This window comes from Halomonas sp. KM007, assembly GCF_050709225.1.
GTDB classification, from domain to species: domain Bacteria; phylum Pseudomonadota; class Gammaproteobacteria; order Pseudomonadales; family Halomonadaceae; genus Vreelandella; species Vreelandella hamiltonii.
Genome location: NZ_CP136131.1, coordinates 1,568,031 through 1,587,071, shown reverse-complemented (window position 1 = coordinate 1,587,071; position 19,041 = coordinate 1,568,031). Strand labels below are relative to the sequence as shown.

Below are 19,041 nucleotides of genomic sequence, written 5' to 3'. Positions count from 1 at the left end.
AGGTGCTCATAGCCGTAGTCGTGCGCTGCCGCCCAGGCAGCTCAGAAAACGCGCAACGTTTGAAGTGTCCACGTTGGATGGTGCGCTGCCGCCCAGGCAGCTCAGAAACCCGTCACAAAAACCAGTGCGACCATCACCCTGTGCGCTGCCGCCCAGGCAGCTCAGAAAGTAAACGCCGATACTTTTATTCGCGAATTCGAGTGCGCTGCCGCCCAGGCAGCTCAGAAACGGAATAACCGGGCCATGGTGCGCTTGGCGTAGTGCGCTGCCGCCCAGGCAGCTCAGAAATACGTGCGCATCGCTCAAGGCGTTGGTGGTGTGTTCGCTGCCGCCCAGGCAGCTCAGAAAACTCGGTACCGCTGTTCATCACCTGACGCTGCGTTCGCTGCCGCCCAGGCAGCTCAGAAAATCACTGCCGTCCCAGATGCTGCGGGCGGGCAGTTCGCTGCCGCCCAGGCAGCTCAGAAACACTGGCTCGCCGCGCATCTTCTCGCCCAGTAGTTCGCTGCCGCCCAGGCAGCTCAGAAAACGGCAACCATGGCGCGGTGTCGTAAGTGTGGGTTCGCTGCCGCCCAGGCAGCTCAGAAAAAAGGCTGGCAGATCGAGCCGGTAGCGTTGGAGTTCGCTGCCGCCTAGGCAGCTCAGAAACCAAGGCTAACAGCAAGGTCGAGACGCTTGAGGTTCGCTGCCGCCCAGGCAGCTCCTGTTCCGGTCGGTGCGCTAGTGTTGAAGCGGTGAGTTCATGCAGGTGCCTGCCGCATGGGTGGCCCATGCTTAACCCCCACCCCAACATGTCGCCCGAGCGGGGGCCGTGGTTACTCTTTTTCGTTCTCTTCTTCCTCTTCCCAGTGTTCCATGGCGCGTTTGTCGTCGGGTAGGCGGACGATGTCGCCGATGTCGATTTTCTGGTGTGATTTGAAGCGGTGGCCGTGTTCGTCGAGGATGGCGGCGACGCTGCCGATGCTGACGGCGTCGTCGTCGCGGTAGGCTTCTACTTTGACGCGTACGATACGGCCCTGGTAGCGGGCGGAAAGGATAGCGCCGGGGTAGGGGGAGGTGTGGTCAGGGTCGTTCTTGAAGTACTCCACCACGCTCGCGCTGCCGGGGTCGTCCCACTCAATGTGTTTATGCATAGGAAGGCTTCCTTTCGTGGGTCTAAAAAAGGGTTCCTTTTCAGTGTAGTTTGCGTTGGTAGAAGTCAACCAATGTTCGTGGACACCGTGGGCTGGGCCGCTTAACTTAATCGTTTACGAACCAGAGAGCGGAGCGCCCATGCACTTATGTGGTAATGACTCGCCTATTTGTAATTTATTGTAGGTGTTGGTTTCTTTTCGTAGCAAGTGGAAGGGTCGAGAAGCGCATAAAAATCGACCGTCTGGCTAATGCACTAATTTTGTGCAAAGGCTGTTTTTTGCGTATTTTTTTGGTGCAGGTTGGGTGGGTGCAGTGCTCCATGTGATGACGTGACGAGCCAATGCGACATCAAGAGGCATCAGGAATAATTGTTTTTTCTTTTTGAATCATGCTGTTATTTTTTTGAAGGCCATATTGGTGCATAGTTGGCATGCTACGTGCTTATGTTTTGTGACGGCTTCGTAGGCAGTTTTGTGACAGCTTCGTAGCCAGTTTTGTGAACAGTTTCATGGGTCGTCTGTCAGTCGCTAGCAGGTCATAGGCAGAAGCCTCTCGGCGTGCTACAACGATAGCCGGTCTGAAATGATCGCTGGGCGATTTGTTATCCATGGTCAAGCAAACGTAAAGCGAACAAAAAAGACAAACGTGCCACGTGCCAAGGCATGTAGACGATTTGTTGAATAACACTTTTATCGATAGCTTATTGTTTCAAGCTCTAAGCCACGCTCATACCGGAGGACACTATGTCAGCCAAGACTCTTGCGCTAATCGAAGAACATGACGTTAAGTGGGTAGACCTGCGTTTCACCGACACACGCGGTAAAGAGCAGCACGTGACCGTGCCTGCGCGTGACGTGAACGAAGAGTTTTTTGAAAACGGCCAGATGTTCGATGGTTCTTCCATCAATGGCTGGAAAGGCATCAACGAGTCTGACATGATCCTGCGTCCGGAAGACGGCACCGGCTTCCTGGACCCCTTCACCGAAGACGCTACCCTGATCCTGCGTTGCGACATCATCGAGCCTGCCACCATGCAGGGCTATGACCGTGACCCGCGTTCCATCGCCAAGCGCGCCGAGGCCTACCTCGAGTCCACTGGCCTGGGCGACACCGCCTTCTTCGGCCCCGAGCCGGAATTCTTCATCTTTGACGAAGTGCACTGGAAGTCCGACATTCAAGGCTCCATGTACAAGATCACTTCCGACGAAGGCGCCTGGGCCACCGACAGCAAGGTCGAGACTGGCAACCTGGGTCACCGTCCGCGCCTCAAGGGTGGCTACTTCCCGGTGCCGCCGGTCGACAGCTTCCACGATATCCGTGGTGCCATGTGTAATACCCTGGAAGCGATTGGCCAGACCGTCGAAGTACACCACCACGAAGTGGCCAACGCCGGTCAGAACGAAATCGGCGTGAAGTTCAACACGCTGGTGAAGAAGGCCGACGAAGTTCAGGAAATGAAGTACGTGATCCACAACGTGGCGCACGCTTACGGCAAGACCGCTACCTTCATGCCGAAGCCGCTGGTAGGCGACAACGGTTCTGGTATGCACGTACACCAGTCGTTCTGGAAAGATGGTCAGAACCAGTTCGCGGGCGATGAGTACGCTGGCCTGTCTGAAATGGCGCTGTACTACATCGGCGGTATCATCAAGCACGCTCGTGCTCTGAACGCCTTCACCAACGCTTCTACCAACTCGTACAAGCGTCTGGTACCGGGCTTCGAAGCGCCGGTCATGCTGGCCTACAGTGCTCGTAACCGCTCTGCGTCTATCCGTATTCCTTACACTGCCAGCCCGAAAGGCAAGCGTGTAGAGACTCGCTTCCCTGACCCGACTGCCAACCCCTACCTGGCGTTCGCAGCGATGCTGATGGCGGGTATCGACGGTATCAAGAACAAGATCCACCCTGGCGATGCCATGGACAAGAACCTGTACGACCTGCCGCCAGAAGAAGGCAAGTCCGTACCGACAGTGGCCAACAGCCTGGATCAAGCACTGGAAGCACTCGATGCTGACCGTGCGTTCCTGACCGAAGGTGGCGTGTTCACCGACGATATGATCGATGCCTACATCGAACTGAAGATGGAAGACGTCGAGCGTATCCGCATGACGACTCACCCGATCGAGTTCGACATGTACTACAGCTGCTAAGCTGATGGCATGACTGCTAAGATCACCCTTGCGGTGTGACGAGCCAAAACCCCGCTTCGGCGGGGTTTTTTATGGGCAGAATAGGTGAGGAGACAGCGTGGTGAGCAAGCGGCGTGTTGCATGGTCAGCCATATTATCCACAGGAGTTTTCGTGGCTGCCTGCCTGTGGGTAAGCGCTGCCCAGGCGCAAACGGTGTACCGCATCGTCGATGCCCAGGGCAACGTCACGTTTACTGATAACCCCGAGCGCGGAGGCGAAGTGCTGCGGCTGGCGCCCTTGCCCAGCTTGCCTGCCGCGACCCGCCCAGCCGCGCCTTCGGCGGCACGGCCTTTGGGGCGTCCGGGCCAGCCGTTCATGCCTTATGACCGGTTCGTCATTGTTGCCCCCGCGCCAGGGGCGTCGCTGCGCGGTGGCATGACACCCGTGGAGGTCAGCGTTTCCCCTGCGCTGCGCGAGGACCACCAGATCCAGCTGCTCGTCAACGGCGAGCTTAGCCAATCTCCTCTGCACAGCGATGCTTTTTGGCTGGCAGGCCTGCCTCCAGGGCAACATCGTTTGCAGGCAGAGCTGCTGGACAGCCAGGGGCGTATTCAACATCGCACCGATCAGGTGACGATTTTTATCGCCGATTAATGCAATGCACTATAATGGTGCATTAGGTTGGCTAACTCTCCCTGCCCGTGCGCTATAAATGCCCGAGCGGCACCGGCTGGCTGCCCCCAAGCCGTGCATGGCGTCGTTTTGGGTAACTTGGCGCGCTTTTTGCACTTCCTCAGCTAAATCTCTAACGCAACGGTTAGCGACGCTTCAGGACACGCCATGTATCAGCGCTTATTGGAACACCTCACCACGGCGGTACTGCTGCTGGACGGCGAACTTCGGGTTCGCTGGATGAATCCGGCCGCCGAGGCGCTGTTGGCGGTGAGCTTCAGCCGCGTACAAGGCATCAGTCTGGATACCTTGCTGGGCGGCGATGAGAGTATCGATGACGTGCTGGCCAAGGCACGCGATGCGTTTCACCCTTACACCCAACGCGAAGCGCGTATTACGCCGCTCAACAGTGAACCCTTGACGGTGGATTACACCGTGACGCCGCTGTCTGCCGAAGAGCTGCTGTTGGAGGTGGAGCCCCGTGATCGGCTGATGCAGATTTCCCGAGAAGAAGCGCTGACCACCCGCCAGGAAACCATCAAGGTACTGGCCCGCGGGCTGGCCCATGAGGTGAAAAACCCCTTGGGCGGTATCCGCGGTGCGGCGCAGCTGCTGGAGCGCGACCTGGACGACCCGGCCTTGCGGGAGTTTACCCACATCATCGTCGAGGAAGTGGATCGTCTGCGCGATCTGGTGGACTCCATGCTGGGCCCCAATCGCATCATCAAGCATGAGCCGGTGAACATTCACAAAGTGCTGGAACGCGTGCGTGCGCTATTGCTGGCCGAGCACCCGCAGGTCACCGTTCATCGCGATTACGACCCCAGCTTGCCCGACCTCTCTGGCGACGAGTCGCAGATGATTCAGGCGGTCTTGAACGTGGCCCGCAACGCGGTACAGGCCATGAGCGAAGCCGACACGCCGTCCCCCACGCTGACCCTGCGCACCCGTGCCCGCCGCCAGTTCACCCTGGGGGCCGAGCGCCATCGGCTGGTCAGCGAGGTGGGTGTCATCGATAACGGCCCCGGCATTCCCGATGCGCTTCGCGAAACGCTCTTCTACCCCATGGTGTCAGGTCGCGCGGAAGGCAGCGGCCTGGGACTGTCGATTGCTCAGTCAATTTTGCACCAACATCAAGGATTGATCGAATGCGATTCTCGACCCGGACACACCGAATTTCGTTTACTGATTCCATTGGTTATTAATTTACCGGAGATGCGTCATGACTGAGGCGACACGTACCGATGTTGCACGGGTGGTTATCGTCGATGATGACCGCGCTATCCGCTGGGTACTGGAACGCGCGCTGGCGCAACCCGACCTGGATGTAGAGTGTATCGAGCGGGCGGATACGGCGCTGGCTCGGCTGCTGGAAAACCCGCCGGACGTGCTGGTCACCGATATTCGCATGCCAGGCATCGACGGTCTGGACTTGATGTCCCGCGTGCGTGCCGCCCATCCTGATTTACCCGTCATTGTCATGACCGCCCACTCGGATCTGGATAGCGCGGTGGCTTCTTACCAAGGGGGCGCTTTCGAGTACCTGCCCAAGCCCTTTGATGTCGACGAAGCGCTGGCGCTGGTGCGGCGCGCGGTGGCTCATGCCCGCGAGCGGCAGCGGCCGGTCAGCGTACCGGAAGGGCTGAGCGCCGAGATCATCGGCGAAGCGCCTGCCATGCAGGAGGTGTTTCGCGCCATCGGCCGCTTGTCGCACTCTCATATCACGGTCTTGATCAATGGGGAGTCGGGCACCGGTAAAGAGCGGGTGGCCCAGGCGCTGCATCAGCACAGCCCGCGCTCCGGCAAGCCGTTCATTGCCCTCAATATGGCGGCAATTCCTCGTGACCTGATCGAGTCGGAACTGTTTGGCCATGAGAAAGGCGCCTTTACCGGTGCCGCCCAGCAGCGCCAGGGGCGTTTCGAGCAGGCCAACGGCGGTACGCTGTTTCTGGATGAAATTGGCGACATGCCCGCCGAGACGCAAACGCGCCTGCTGCGGGTGCTGGCTGATGGCGAGTTTTACCGGGTCGGCGGCCATACGCCGGTCAAGGTGGATGTGCGCATCATTGCCGCTACCCACCAGAACCTGGAATCTCTGGTGGATGAAGGGCGTTTTCGTGAGGATCTGTTCCACCGTCTGAACGTGATTCGGGTGCACCTGCCGCGCCTGGCCGAGCGCCGTGAAGACATCCCCCGCTTGACGCGTCACTTTTTGGCGGAGGCGGCCAAGGAGCTATCCACCGATATCAAGGTGCTGACGCCCGAGGCAGAAGCTCACCTGACGCGGCTGCCGTGGCCGGGTAACGTTCGTCAGCTGGAAAATATCTGCCGTTGGCTCACCGTGATGGCATCAGGGAGGGAGATCTTGATCGAGGACCTGCCTCCCGAGCTGCGCTCGGTCAGCGCGCCGGAAGGAGGTGCTTACGGTGATTGGCGTTCGGCCTTCCGGGATTGGGCCGACCACGCCCTGGCCGAAGGGCATACGCACCTGCTGGAAGAAGCGGTGCCGGATTTCGAGCGCATCCTGATCGAAACCGCCCTGAAGCATACCGGGGGGCGCAAGGGGGAAGCGGCCGAGCTGCTGGGCTGGGGGCGCAATACCCTGACGCGCAAGCTCAAGACGCTGCTGCCTGCGCTTGCCGACGAGTAGGCTGTTGATCGCCGTAGGCTCGGCGATCCCGGCTCGGAACCACTAAAAAGCCCGCTGACACGGTCAGCGGGCTTTTTCATGCCATCCTGTTCACGGCATGCGGGGCAGCTTAGTCGTCTGCACCCGGTACGCCGCCCAGCTCTTCGATCAGCGCCTTGTAGCTTTCGGTCTGCTCGGTGAGGGTCTGAGTGACAAGCAGAACAATAGGAGAGGACGCATCACGCTGCACACGTGGCCAGAAACCGCGTGAAATCCGCCAAGATGACATCCAGGCTTTGGTGCAGCCGATGGTCGTCATCCACCATGCGCAGCGAGAGCCGCTGGCGCTGGGCGTGCTCGATGACCGGGCCTGGCAGCACCACATCGTCCTGCCAGCCATGGATCACATGGGTGTGTCGGGCCTGAATGAAAGGGGAGCTTTCCGGGTAGCGGGGCATGCCGAGCGCGGGAGCCAACAGGAAGCAGCCCAGCATGGGCGTCTCGGCACTCAGTGCCGCACTGATCCAGCCGCCCAGGCTAGACCCTGCCAGAATGCATCGGGATGGGTCGTCGCCTCGGGCATTCAGCGTCTCACGCAGGTGGCTCAAGCGGGCCGCCGGCTCGCTCATGCCGCGATAATCCATGACCACGGGCTCGCAGTCATCCACGTGTTCCGCGACGCCTTTCAGCGCCTGTATCTTCAGGGCGCCTGGGCCGCTCTCCAAGCCGTGGGAAAGAAAGACCGTCATCATCATGGGGTTATTCCGCCGAGCGCTGAATGGCGGCGCCACCCCGCTCGATATCCTGACCCATACCACGAACCGTATTACATCCGCTGATGACCAGCAGGGTCGACATCAAGAGTATGCCAAGCAGCATGGAGCGTTTCATGAGCGTGTCCTCAGTGGGGCCCATCCTCGAGAGTGGGGCATTCGGTGTATAACATAAGCGTTAACGAGAGGGCTCGCCACTGGTCGTGCTGACTTTGTGACACAAACGGCGTTGGCAGGCTAAAAATGCGCTATACGCATTTGTCTCATGTGCCAGTTTTATACAGGTTTCGGGTCGTCGGTGGGCTGGATTGGCATAGCAGGGTGGTTTTTTTATTTTCATATGTATTTGTTTTTTATTTGCTTTTCTATTTTTTAAAAGTTTTGGCCTGGCTGATGCATTATCATGGACAGTAGCATGAACTGCCTCGGGTTCACAGGGAGTGTCCCCTTTCTTCATCGACAGTGTGGGCAGGCTAACAGGCAGTCAAGGAGGGCAGGACGCCCAGAAAGCACCAGGGACGTGTAGGGACATCGAGCCTGCTCACTCTTGCCAGCACCTGGATGTGCTGGCCATCAAGGCCAAGGATCGGCAGCGATGCAAAACAGCCATCTCGCGTTTGTGGGATGGTTTTTTTGTGTTATTTTTGTTGTCTCAAGTAACTGATTTTAGATACTTTTACAAATCCATCCCTTCATCTGTACAGTAATGGTACAGATGGGCGCAGTGTTTTGGTCTATCCTGTCGTGTAGACCAAATTTCAGCGGTGAGAAGACGTCAACGCAACGGCCGCACACTGACAGGGACACGCGTTATGGCGATGGTATTGATGTTATGCATGTTCGTGCTCTTCTTGGGGTTTTCGGGGGTAGGCCTGTATATGGCGTTCAAGACGTCATTTTCAGGGGGCCTGGAAGAGCGTGACGACATGCCACCTGATATGTAAGTCCTCCCTTGCAAGACATCCGTCCCAATGTAAAACGCCCGCTATTGCGGGCGTTTTGCTATCCGATGTTTACCAAACAGCGCGTAAAGCATCGCCCAGTCGGGCGGTGATACAAGCGCGCACCGCGTAGCGGTGCCAGATTGACTTCGCCTCATTACCCTGATATTTATACAGCATGACAAAGCGTGCCTACAAAGAGCGGTTCTACCCCACCTCCGAACAGGCTGAGCTGCTGGCGCAGTCGTTCGGGTGTGCCCGTTTTGTCTGGAATAATACCCTGGCCTATCGCACCGAGGCGTATCAGCAGCGCGGTGAATCGGTCTCGCACTCATCGGCGGAAAAGCGACTGGTGGGCTTAAAGGCGGAGTTTCCGTGGTTGCGGGATGTTTCCAGCGTGATCCTGCAGCAAACGCTCCGCGACCAGAAAGCCGCCTTCGACAACTTCTTCAACCCAAAGCTCAAGGCGCGCTACCCACGTTTCAAGCGCAAGGATTGCCGGCAGTCGATCCGGCTGACCAAGGCCGCGTTCCGCTATCGGGATGGTGAGATCACTATCGCAAAAGCGAAGACGCCGTTACCCATCCGATGGAGTCGGTCACTACCCTCTGCACCCTCTACCATCACGATTTCACGCGATCGTGCTGGACGCTACTTCATCAGTTGCCTGTGTGATTGCGTGCCAAAAGCGCTTCCGGTCACGCCCAAAACGGTCGGCATTGACCTTGGCTTGAGCGATTTGTTCATTACCAGTGACGGCGCAAAATCGGGCAATCCGCGTCATCTGAAACGCTACGAGGCGAAGCTGGCCTGCTTGCAGCGCCGGTTGGCGAAAAAACAGACAGGTTCAAACAACCGCAACAAACACCGTTGGAAAGTGGCACGGCTACATGCCAAGATCGCCGACTGTCGCCGTGACGCTACCCACAAAGCGACCCGCGCACTCATTAACGAAAACCAAGTCCTGTGCGTCGAGTCACTTAATATCATTGGTATGATCAAGAATAGACGGCTTTCTAAATCCATTAGCGATGCCGGGTGGGGTGAGTTCGTCCGGCAACTGGAATACAAGGCCGCCTGGGCGGGGCGCCAACTGGTGAAAGTGAGCCAGTGGTTCCCCAGCAGCAAGCGGTGTCATGGCTGTGGCTACAAGGTTGAGAAACTGCCGCTGTCGCAACGTCACTGGCACTGCGAAAGCTGCGGCTATCCCATTGACCGCGACATCAACGCGGCCAGGAATATACAAACCGCCGGGCTGGCGGGGTTAGCCTGTGGAGCGATCGGAGCGGGGGCAGCGGCCTGGCTGCTGTCTAGTGAAGGCGTGTGGAAGCAGGAAGGTTCTGGGGGTGATCTCAGAACCCTCGCCCAAAGCGCGAAGCGCGGCGGGCGGGGAGTGTCAGTTGCCTTGCCATCGACCCTTGCCACGGTCGGGCACCATCCTGCCAAAGTAGAGCAATCCGAATGCCAGCCAACCGACGGTCAGTATGGCGGTCAATCCCAGCACGGCGGGTGCGCCAAACTGGGCAATCAGCGGTAACGCGGCGGCGGTGAACAGGCCGCCCCCCACCACGGGTTCGAACATCAGCTGTTTGTAGCCAAAACTCTCCAGTGCGCCGGACTTGTTCTTGGGGTCTGCCATGCGCATCAGCAACAGTCCGGTGACGGTCACCCCCATGGATTGGCCGAAGTCACCAATACCGCGTTCGAACCAGTTCTCGGGGATCACGCGAGGGGCGATCACGATCAGCACGAACAAGCCCCAGGCAATCCCGGCCAGTGCCAGCAGCAGGAACGGGATGAAGTAATCGCCCAGCGTGGTCAGCGAAAGCGTCGCGAGGGCGGCTACGATGGTGAAATCCAGCGCGGTGCCCGCAATACGTGACATGGTGCGGGTGGATACGTGCCGTTCCAGCCCAAAGCGCATGACACATAGCTGTACGATCACCCCGCCAATCATGGCGATGGGAAACAGCGGCACGTGGGCGAGTATTTCCAGCCCGCCGTCGCGTGCCCAGGTCATCTGCTCTACCCACTGCAGGCCTGTCAGCAGCAGCCAGCCAATCACGATGGCGATGCCCACCAGCCCGATATGCAGGCTCAAGGGGTCGGTGGTACCTGCTTCTTGTGCCAGATCCTTCTTGAATTCGCTGAACTCCTCTGTGGAGGGGCGTTCGTCTTCACGCAGGCTTTCATCCGGCTGGTCTTCTTCACGGGTGGGCTTGACCACGCCTCTGCGTGCCGCGATGTTGATCATCACCGTGCCGATCAACACCCCCGAAACGATGCCGACGGTGGCCAGGCCCAGCGCCAGGTCGGCGCCTTCCTCAAAGCCGAGGTCGGCGAAGGTATCGGCCATGCCTGCGGCGGTGCCGTGCCCGCCTTCGAAACCGATTTCAATCAGTGCCCCCACCATGGGGTTCATGTTGAACATGGGAACCAGTACCAGCAAAGCAAGGCTTAGACCTACCACATACTGGCCCCACGCCATGGTCTGGCCCACCACGACCTGCGGCCCTGCACGTAACCAGATGGTGCGAATCCCAGGGATGGCCTTGCCGATGAACAGGGCAGCAAAGACGACGTTGATCAGCAGCCCAGGCAGCGCCGACCAGCTCTCCTGGACGTAAGCGGGGAACAACCCGGGGCTTTCTTCGAACAGTGTGGGCATGAAGCGCCCGATGACATCGGGGCCAAGCAGCAGCAGGAGCAGCCCGCCAATCACCGAACTGGGAAGAAACAGGCGGCGCAGCCAGGGTAGCCAAAGGCGCAGCGCATTGCTGACCAGCAGCACCAGCGCAATGAGCACCAGCGCGATAAACAGTTCACCTACGGTCATGGTCATCTCATCGCTCCTTGATGATCCGAAAAGGGTAATGAGATAAACGTAGTGCCAATCAAATGAAAGCGCTATGGCGTTCAGGCGTCGAACAGCACCTAGCCCATCCAGTAAAGGCTCAGTAACGCAAACCCGTAGCCCATGGCAGCACCGGCCAGCACGTCACTGGCATAGTGCAGGCCCAGGCCTACTCTTGAAATCGCGATGATCAAGGCAAGCGGTAACACGATCGGTAGCAGCCAGGGCGTGTGGCTGGCCACCAGTACGCTGAACATCACGGCATGCATGGTATGACCACTGGGAAAACTGTAGCGGTCTCGGGCAGGTTGGCCGCAGTGGACGCCCCCCAGGTAGGTGATGAAAGGGCGTTCGCGACACAGCCGAGTTTTCACCAGCTTGTAGACCAGAATCGCCAGCAGCGCGATCAGTGAGTATTGCCACATGCGCCATAGTCCGTCCGTTTGCAGCCACGGCTGAGCTGCAATCAGCAGCACCCAGATGGGCCAATCACCCAGTTTGCTGGCCGTCTGGAGCGTCAGACGCCAGGGGCGGTAGAGCGAGAGATGCGTCACGCGCTGGCAAAAGCGCCACTCCCACAGGTCAAGACGATCGAATACGACAAGCGGGCGAGCTCGCATGGCGGGCCTCCTGGGCATGGTGCAGGTAACGTAGAAATTGTTCGGCAATGCCCGACCAGCTCTGTTCCAGTGCGCGCAGGCGGGCGACTCTTCCTAGTCGTGCGTAATCGGCAGGGTGCTGGCACAGCGTGACCGCTGCGTGTTGAAAGCCCAACGCATCGTCGGTCGCCACGGTGATGCCGTTATGACCACTGTGAATCAGTTCTGCACTGGCTGCGTGGCGAAACGCCACGACTGCCAGGCCGCTGGCCATGGCTTCGGTCACTACGTTGCCCCAGGTTTCGGACAGCGAGGGAAACACGAACATGTCGGCGCTGGCGTAGTGGCGTGCCAGCGAATGCTTGTCCACAAATCCGGTGAAGTGGGCTTCTGGCAAGGCTTTTTGCAGCTGGCTGCGGGCCGGGCCGTCGCCCACGATGACCTGCGCCATATCGGGGCGAGCGCTGCGCATGGCTTGCAGCGTTTCCTGCAGGAGCGAAAGGTTCTTCTCGGGTGCCAGGCGCCCCACGTACAGGGCCACCGGTTGATGCTCGCTGACGCCCCACTGCTGACGCAGCGCGAGGTCGCGGTGGGCGGGCGAAAAGCGCTCTCTATCGATACCTCGGGCAAGCACCTGCACGTCTTTGATGCCATCTTGGCGCAGCGCCACGGCTTGCTGCTGGGTAGGCACCAGGGTGAGGGTGCAGCCATTGTGGAAATAGCGCAAATAGCGTCGTGTCGCTTTGGTCAGCCAGGCAACACCATGATCTTGGCAATAGTGGTCGAAGTTGGTATGCCAACCGGCCACCAGCGGCAATTCCAGGCGCTGGGCTGCCTGGCGGGCCGCCCAGCCCAAGGGGCCTTGGGTTGCCAGATAGACGACGTTCGGGCGGTACTGCTGCCAAAAGCGCTGAAGCTTCCCAGGGCGGGCAAAGCCTACCTGAACGTCGGTATAGTTAGGCAGCGCAAACCGCTTGACCTGAAGTTCCTGGGTGGCGCACGCGGCGCTGCCAGGTTGACGCGGCGCCGGGCGTATCACGTCCACTGTGATACCCAGCAACAGCAGTTCACGACACAGCCGGTTCAGCGTGTGCGCGACGCCGTTGATTTCCGGTGACCATGTTTCGCTGACGATACAGAGTCGCATGAGCGATTCATCCCTTTATCACGTTTAGCGCCATGGTGAGGCCCAACAGTGACACCGAGGCGACAGCCAGGTGAACAAGCGATGACACGCAATGTGCCCTGTCTTGTGCAGCAGTAAGCAAGTATCGTTACATATACCAGGAAAGTGACTTGACCCTGACCAATGCGCCGGACGAAAGCGGTGGCTTCCTGCAGGTGTCCGAAGGCACGCGGCTCACCTACGACAGCCGTCAACCCGCAGGCGCGCGTCTCATCAGCCTGGAGGTGAACCGCGAAGGTGCCATGCAGGCGATCGATCCGGACAAGACCTATACCGTGGCTACCAACAACTTCACGGCGGCGGGTGGCGATGGCCACACGGCACTGGGGGCGGCCCACGACGATGGCCGCCATACCATCGTGGGCCATACCGACTGGGAGATGTTGCGTGATCATGTGGTGTCTCGTGGCGAGGTGTTCTATCAGCCCGAGGGTCGCATTGTGGATATTGCCCAGGACGAATAGCCGCCTCGTCGCCCTGGGCAAGCGGCAGGCTCAGCCGGTGCGCTGCCCGGTGGTGGCATTGAACGGGTGCAGGGCACCGGCGGTGACGTACAGGTTGAGCGTCTCGCCCTCCTGAACGGTGGGCTGGCCTGCGGTTTTCAGTACCGTAGGCTGTTGGCGGTCGGCCAGATGCACGTACAGGTGGCTTTCGGCCCCGGCTGCTTCGTACAGCATCAGCGTGGCTCGTAGCGCGATATGCGGCTCGGCAGGCGGTGTCAGCAGCATGTCATCCGGGCGAATACCCAGGGTGTCCGTGCCTTCCGGCAGCTGGCTCAGTATCCCTTGGTGGTCCTGGGGGGTCAGATACGCCAACGGCAGGATGTTCATGGCAGGGGAGCCGATGAACTGCGCCACGAACAGCGTGGCAGGGCGCGTGTAGATCTCCATGGGCGTGCCCACCTGCTCGATATTGCCTGCGTTCAGCACCACCAGGCGGTCGCCCAGGGTCATCGCTTCGAGCTGGTCGTGGGTGACGTACAGGCTGGTGGTCTTCAGGCGACGCTGCAGCTGCTTGATCTCGACGCGCATCTGCACCCGCAGCTTGGCATCCAGGTTGGAGAGCGGCTCGTCGAACAGGAAGGCCGAGGGCTCGCGTACCAGCGCGCGTCCCATGGCCACGCGCTGGCGCTGGCCACCTGAAAGCTTGCGCGGTTTGCGCTCCAGGTACTCCTCGATTTCCAGCATTTTGGCGGCGGCGCGCACGCGCTGGTCGATGTCATGCTTCTTGAAACCGCGGTTCTTCAAGCCGTAGGCCAGGTTGTTGTAGACCGTCATGTGAGGGTAGAGCGCATAGTTCTGGAACACCATGGCGATGTCCCGTTCGGCAGGCTCCAGCCGATTGACCACCCGCTCGCCGATCTTCAACGTGCCTTCGGTTATGGTTTCCAACCCGGCCACCATGCGCAGCAGGGTCGATTTACCGCAGCCGGAAGGCCCCACCAGTACCACGAACTCACCATCTTCGATGTGCAGGTCGATGCCTTTGACGGCTGCCACGTTACCGGCGTAGGTTTTCTTCAGCCCTTCCAGGGTAATGCTGGCCATGGTTACTTCTCCGTCTCGGTCAGGCCTTTCACGAACAGGCGTTGCATAAACAGGATCACCAGCACCGGTGGCAGGGCCGCCATCACGACAGCAGCCATTACCAAATGCCACTGGGGGTCGCCATCGGCGGCGGTGGTCATGCGTTGGATGCCCATCACAATGGTGTAGTAGTCGGGGTCAGTGGTGATCAGTAGTGGCCAGAGATATTGGTTCCAGCCGTAGATAAACATGATCACAAATAGCGCCGCGATATTGGTAATGGAAAGTGGCATTAAGATGTCTTTAAAAAACTTCAGCGGGCCTGCGCCATCCACCCGTGCCGCCTCTAACATCTCTTCCGGTACCGTCATAAAGAACTGACGAAATAGGAACGTCGCCGTTGCCGACGCAATCAGTGGTATTGAAAGTCCCGCGAAGCTGTTGAGCATCTTCAGGTCTGCCACGACTTGAAAGGTGGGAATAATACGCACCTCCACCGGTAGCATCAGGGTGATAAAAATGATCCAAAAAAAGAACATCCGGAAGCGGAAGCGGAAGTAAACAATCGCAAACGCTGATAGCAGCGAAATTGACAGTTTGCCTATGGTAATTGCCATCGCCATGACAAAACTGTTCCACAGCATCTGCCCAGCCGGTGGTGCGCCAGCCCGAGAAAGGCCTGTATTCCACATGGCTTTGTAGTTATCGATGGCATGTGGGCCTGGTAATAGGGGCAGTGTGCCGCGCAAAAACTCTCCCGGCCCATGAGTCGAGGCGACAATTGCGATGTATACCGGGAAAACCACTAGCGCGACGCCAATGATTAGGATGGTATGGGCAAACACATTGGCCCAGGGGCGGTTTTCAACCATCACAAGGCTCTCTGGTTAGTAAGTGTCTGGAAAATCGGCATTAGTAATTTACTCGTCGTTCAATAAAGCGGAACTGCACCACGGTGAGCAGAATCACAATGACCATCAAAATGACCGACTGAGCGGCTGAAGAGCCTAGGTTCAGGCCAATAAAACCGTCGGCATAAACCTTATAGACCAGAGTGTTGGTGGCTTGTGATGGGCCGCCTTGGGTTGTGGCGTGGATAATACCGAAGGTGTCGAACATGGCGTAGACCACGTTGACGACCATTAGGAAGAAGGTGGTGGGCGTTAGTAGCGGGAACACAATGGTCCAGAAGCGTTTCATTGGGCTAGCGCCGTCAATGGCCGCCGCTTCGATAAGTGACTGAGGAATAGATTGCATACCGGCTAAAAAAAACAAGAAGTTGTAGGAGATCTGTTTCCAGGCAGCCGCTAATACCACCAGTAGCATTGCATCATTTCCCGAGGTTCGATGGTTCCAGTTGTAGCCGACCATATCCAGCAGATAGGGCACGATGCCAATGGAGGGATTAAAGATAAACCACCACAATACCCCGGCAATGGCGGGGGCGATGGCGTAGGGCCATACCAGTAGCGTGGTGTAAGTGCTGCGTGAGCGAATCATACGGTTAACGGTGCTGGCCAACAGCAGCGCCACTGACATAGAAATCAGCGTAGTACCTACGGCGAAGACAGCAGTCACCGATAGCGAGTTGAGATAGTCCCCATCACGGAACAGTCGGGCAAAGTTTTCCAACCCAACAAAAGTCGTACGCAGGCCGAAGGCATCCTCGCGAAGCAATGACTGGTACATTGCTTTGCCGGCCGGCCAAATAAAGAAGATCAGCGTAATAATGACCTGGGGAGCCAACAGGGCATAGGGCAAAAAACGCCCTGGGAAGGTCATGCGTTTGGTCTGCATTGAAGCTCACCTTACAACAAACGAATGCGCCGCCTACCGATCAGTAGACGGCGAAAGGTTTTTTGGTTTATTGGTTAGCGGCTTCGAAATCGCGCAATAAGTTGTTGCCTCGACGGACAGCATCGTCAGATGCTTTCTGCCCATCCTTGCGGCCACTCATCACGGCTTCCATCTCTTCAGAAATGATGTCGCGAATCTGTACGAAGTTACCAAAGCGCAGACCCTTCGAGTTTTCGGTTGGCTCGTTTAGCGTCATTTGCTTGATGGAGGTATCAGCACCTGGGTTTTCGTCGTAATAACCCTGCTCTGCGCTTAGGTCCCAGGCCGCCTGGGTAATGGGCAGGTAGCCGGTCTTTTGGTGCCACTCAGCTTGCACCTCGGGTTGTGAGAGATACTCGAAGAAGGCGGCAACGGCCTCGTACTCTTCATCGCTGTGGCCTTGCAGTGCCCACAGGGTCGCGCCACCAATAATCGAGTTCTGCGGCGCGCCGTCTACGTCAGCGTAGTAGGGCAGCATACCAAAGCCAACCTCAAAGTCTGCGTTAGCGGCAATATTTGCCCGCGAAGCAGAAGAGCCGAAGAAAATGGCGCAATCTCCAGAATAGAACATTGGTAACGCATCATCACCAGGGCCAGGGCCACCCCAACGATATAGGCCCTCTTCTTGCCACGCTTTTAGATTATCCCAGTGGCGGGCTACGTGTTCGTTGTTGAAGTTCAGTTCGGTTTCTAGGCCCCCGAAGCCATTCTCCAGTGTGCCCAAGGGTAGGTTATGCATGGCCGAGAAGTTTTCCAGCATCACCCAGCTTGGCCATGAGGAAGTAAAACCACATCGAGCCGCGCCTGCCTCAGTCATTTGAGTTGCGTACTCAGCCATTTCTTCCCAGGTTTGCGGTGGCTGCTCTGGGTCTAACCCTGCTTCCTCAAACACATCGCGGTTGTAATACATAATAGGCGTTGAGGAGTTGAACGGAAACGATAGTAGATTGCCGTTGGCATCGGTGTAGTAACCAACCACGGCGGGTAGGAAGTCCTCGCGATCAAACGCACGACCGTGTTCTTCCATAAGTTGATAAACAGGGTAAATAGCGCCAGCTGCATTCATCATGGTGCCGGTGCCGACTTCAAACACTTGCAAAATATGCGGCTGCTCACCGGCGCGGAAGGCTGCAATGGCACCGGTCATCGTTTCGGTATAGTTGCCGCGGTAGCTGGGTGTCACGCGGTAGTCTTCCTGTGAGGCGTTAAACTCTTCGGTCATCTGCTCAAGAATTTCACCCAGTTGGCCGCCCATGGCGTGCCACCAGTTAACGTTGGTTGCTGAGTGAGCAGAAAGGCTGAACGTGGCGGTAGCCACACCGAGGGCAAGCGCGTGCAACGTGAAACGTGACATAACGGCTCCTTGTGGGTCGTGCGCAGTACGTTTATTAAGTTTTTGAGTGCACTACACAGTAGAAAGTGTAGATGACGCTTTCATGAACGCACGGTGAAGTTGTCGTGACGGTCAGCATTTCCAAATGCCCATGGCGGTGCTAGGGTGGCCAAAAGCCTGCACAGCGAGAGCACTATGAGCGATGTCACCACGCTACTGACCAGACTGGTCGCCTTCGATACCACCTCCAGCGCGTCCAATCTGGCCCTGATCGAATTTGTCGAAGCGTACCTGACCAAGGCTGGCGTCGCTTCCGAGCGGGTGATGAGCCCCTGTGGTACCAAAGCCAACCTGATTGCGCGCATCGGCCCTGATGCGCCCGGCGGGGTGATGCTTTCCGGGCATACGGATGTGGTGCCCGTCGTAGGGCAGCCGTGGAGCAGCGACCCGTTCACCCTGCGTGATGGAGGCGATGGTCGGTTGTATGGGCGAGGTACCTGCGACATGAAAGGCTTCATCGCCTGCGCGCTGGCCATGGTGCCCGAGTGGGTCAAGGCGCCTTTGCAGCAGCCGGTCTACCTGGGCTTTTCCTATGACGAAGAGATCGGCTGTGTCGGGGCGCCGAGCCTGATCAAGCGCTTTTATGAGCACTACTCCACCACGGCACGGGTCATCGTCGGCGAGCCGACCAGCATGCAGCCAGTGGTTGCCCAGAAAGGCGCCACCAACCTGCGCACTACCGTAGTGGGGCGCGAGGCCCACAGCAGCCAGGTGAACCAGGGCACCTCGGCGATTCATGTGGCGGCCAGGCTGGTCACTTTCATCGAGGACACCATGGCCACGCTGGTCGAAGAAGGACGCGTGGACGAGGCGTTCAACGTGCCGCATACCAGCCTGCACGTGGGCAAGATCAAGGGGGGCACGGCCATCAACATCATGGCGCGGGAGTGCCAGTTCGAGTGGGAGATACGCCACCTGCCCACGGAAACCTTCGAAGAGGTGTATGCCCGCTTCAGCGACTACTGCGCCACGCTGAGTGAGGCCCTGGCGGCTCAGGGGAAAACCGTCGACATCACCACAGAGCCCTTGAACGTGACGGTGCCCGGGTTGGCAAACCGTGACAACCAGCAGGTGCTGCAATTGGCAGAAGCGCACCTTCCGGCAGGCTGTTGCCAGCATGCCGTGGCCTACGCCACCGAGGCTGGCCAGTTTCAGGGGCAGGGGCTGCAGACGATCATTCTGGGGCCGGGCAGCATTGCCCAGGCGCATCAGCCGGATGAGTATATCGAGGTCTCACAGCTCGAGGCATGCCAGCAGTTCATGCAGCGCTTGGGTGGCTCCCTGCAATCGGCCTATCAAGCCGATGACCATGCCTGAAGTCGAGCGCTCACGCCCATAAAAAAACATCCGCCCGGTGACGCGGCGGAT

General features: G+C 58.5%; 16 protein-coding genes, 1 pseudogene and 1 CRISPR repeat array (1 of these 18 cut by a window edge). Of the genes and pseudogenes, 7 read left to right on the top strand and 10 right to left on the bottom strand.

The annotated features are described in order from the left end of the window. A CRISPR array of direct repeats spans window positions 1–648; the repeat unit is 28 nt; unit sequence GTGCGCTGCCGCCCAGGCAGCTCAGAAA; it reaches 6,341 nt to the left of the window's first position. A gap of 167 nt (window positions 649–815) precedes the next feature. Next, on the bottom strand, window positions 816–1,133 hold the full coding sequence (locus RVM27_RS07355; protein WP_081137944.1) for a hypothetical protein: 318 nt from the start codon (window positions 1,131–1,133) through the stop codon (window positions 816–818). A 744-nt stretch (window positions 1,134–1,877) separates the two neighbouring features. On the opposite strand from RVM27_RS07355, the gene glnA reads away from it, so the two are divergent. The 4 genes from glnA to glnG all read left to right on the top strand — a co-directional run bounded on the left by glnA (window position 1,878) and on the right by glnG (window position 6,586). Beyond that, entirely contained in the window at window positions 1,878–3,284 is a 1,407-nt protein-coding gene (gene glnA, locus RVM27_RS07350; RefSeq protein WP_039183269.1) for a glutamate--ammonia ligase, read from the top strand. A 151-nt stretch (window positions 3,285–3,435) separates the two neighbouring features. Continuing rightward, a complete protein-coding gene (locus tag RVM27_RS07345) occupies window positions 3,436–3,918 on the top strand; it encodes a DUF4124 domain-containing protein (protein ID WP_096921621.1) in 483 nt (160 codons plus the stop codon). A gap of 186 nt (window positions 3,919–4,104) precedes the next feature. Beyond that, a complete protein-coding gene (gene glnL / locus RVM27_RS07340) occupies window positions 4,105–5,166 on the top strand; it encodes a nitrogen regulation protein NR(II) (RefSeq protein WP_039183267.1) in 1,062 nt (353 codons plus the stop codon). Beyond that, window positions 5,159–6,586: a nitrogen regulation protein NR(I) gene (gene glnG, locus RVM27_RS07335; protein WP_081193481.1), complete on the top strand. Its 1,428-nt coding sequence runs from the start codon at window positions 5,159–5,161 to the stop codon at window positions 6,584–6,586. The genes glnL and glnG overlap by 8 nt, the downstream gene beginning before the upstream one ends. Before the next feature lie 218 nt (window positions 6,587–6,804). On the opposite strand, the gene RVM27_RS07330 is transcribed toward glnG, so the two are convergent. Both RVM27_RS07330 and RVM27_RS07325 read right to left on the bottom strand, forming a co-directional pair. Continuing rightward, window positions 6,805–7,317: a YqiA/YcfP family alpha/beta fold hydrolase gene (locus RVM27_RS07330; RefSeq protein WP_287808772.1), complete on the bottom strand. Its 513-nt coding sequence runs from the start codon at window positions 7,315–7,317 to the stop codon at window positions 6,805–6,807. 7 nt (window positions 7,318–7,324) lie between these two features. Further along, a complete protein-coding gene (locus tag RVM27_RS07325; protein ID WP_016915839.1) occupies window positions 7,325–7,456 on the bottom strand; it encodes an entericidin A/B family lipoprotein in 132 nt (43 codons plus the stop codon). A 1,001-nt stretch (window positions 7,457–8,457) separates the two neighbouring features. Between RVM27_RS07325 and RVM27_RS07320 the strand changes: the two are divergent. Next, window positions 8,458–9,465 (top strand): annotated as a pseudogene (locus RVM27_RS07320) (RNA-guided endonuclease InsQ/TnpB family protein); the annotation flags it as partial. A 210-nt stretch (window positions 9,466–9,675) separates the two neighbouring features. Here RVM27_RS07320 and RVM27_RS07315 read toward each other — a convergent pair. The 3 genes from RVM27_RS07315 to RVM27_RS07305 all read right to left on the bottom strand — a co-directional run bounded on the left by RVM27_RS07315 (window position 9,676) and on the right by RVM27_RS07305 (window position 12,879). Beyond that, window positions 9,676–11,121, bottom strand: coding sequence for a sodium/glutamate symporter (locus tag RVM27_RS07315; RefSeq protein WP_287806342.1), 1,446 nt, complete (start codon window positions 11,119–11,121; stop codon window positions 9,676–9,678). A gap of 92 nt (window positions 11,122–11,213) precedes the next feature. After that, window positions 11,214–11,753 carry a phosphatase PAP2 family protein gene (locus RVM27_RS07310; protein ID WP_287806344.1) on the bottom strand — a complete coding sequence of 180 codons (540 nt, stop codon included), beginning with the start codon at window positions 11,751–11,753 and terminating at the stop codon, window positions 11,214–11,216. Next, the gene (locus RVM27_RS07305; RefSeq protein WP_498957669.1) at window positions 11,716–12,879 is read right to left on the bottom strand and encodes a glycosyltransferase family 4 protein; all 1,164 of its coding nucleotides are present in this window, start codon (window positions 12,877–12,879) and stop codon (window positions 11,716–11,718) included. Before RVM27_RS07305 ends, RVM27_RS07310 begins: the two co-directional genes overlap by 38 nt. 149 nt (window positions 12,880–13,028) lie before the next feature. On the opposite strand from RVM27_RS07305, the gene RVM27_RS07300 reads away from it, so the two are divergent. Beyond that, window positions 13,029–13,382, top strand: a complete 354-nt coding sequence (locus RVM27_RS07300) for a 5'-nucleotidase C-terminal domain-containing protein (protein WP_498957668.1) — start codon at window positions 13,029–13,031, stop codon at window positions 13,380–13,382. Window positions 13,383–13,412: 30 nt separating this feature from the next. Here RVM27_RS07300 and RVM27_RS07295 read toward each other — a convergent pair whose 3' ends face one another. The 4 genes from RVM27_RS07295 to ugpB form a co-directional block, all read right to left on the bottom strand. Continuing rightward, the gene (locus RVM27_RS07295) at window positions 13,413–14,465 is read right to left on the bottom strand and encodes a sn-glycerol-3-phosphate import ATP-binding protein UgpC (protein WP_498957667.1); all 1,053 of its coding nucleotides are present in this window, start codon (window positions 14,463–14,465) and stop codon (window positions 13,413–13,415) included. Between the two features lie 2 nt (window positions 14,466–14,467). After that, a complete protein-coding gene (gene ugpE / locus RVM27_RS07290; protein WP_016915847.1) occupies window positions 14,468–15,316 on the bottom strand; it encodes a sn-glycerol-3-phosphate ABC transporter permease UgpE in 849 nt (282 codons plus the stop codon). Between the two features lie 40 nt (window positions 15,317–15,356). Further along, window positions 15,357–16,241, bottom strand: coding sequence for a sn-glycerol-3-phosphate ABC transporter permease UgpA (ugpA, locus tag RVM27_RS07285; RefSeq protein ID WP_016915848.1), 885 nt, complete (start codon window positions 16,239–16,241; stop codon window positions 15,357–15,359). Window positions 16,242–16,308: 67 nt separating this feature from the next. Next, window positions 16,309–17,634 (bottom strand): sn-glycerol-3-phosphate ABC transporter substrate-binding protein UgpB, encoded by a 1,326-nt coding sequence (ugpB, locus tag RVM27_RS07280; RefSeq protein ID WP_016915849.1) that lies wholly within the window; start codon window positions 17,632–17,634, stop codon window positions 16,309–16,311. A gap of 174 nt (window positions 17,635–17,808) precedes the next feature. Between ugpB and argE the strand changes: the two genes are divergently transcribed. Further along, the gene (gene argE, locus RVM27_RS07275) at window positions 17,809–18,990 is read left to right on the top strand and encodes an acetylornithine deacetylase (protein ID WP_498957665.1); all 1,182 of its coding nucleotides are present in this window, start codon (window positions 17,809–17,811) and stop codon (window positions 18,988–18,990) included. Window positions 18,991–19,041: the final 51 nt, after the last annotated feature.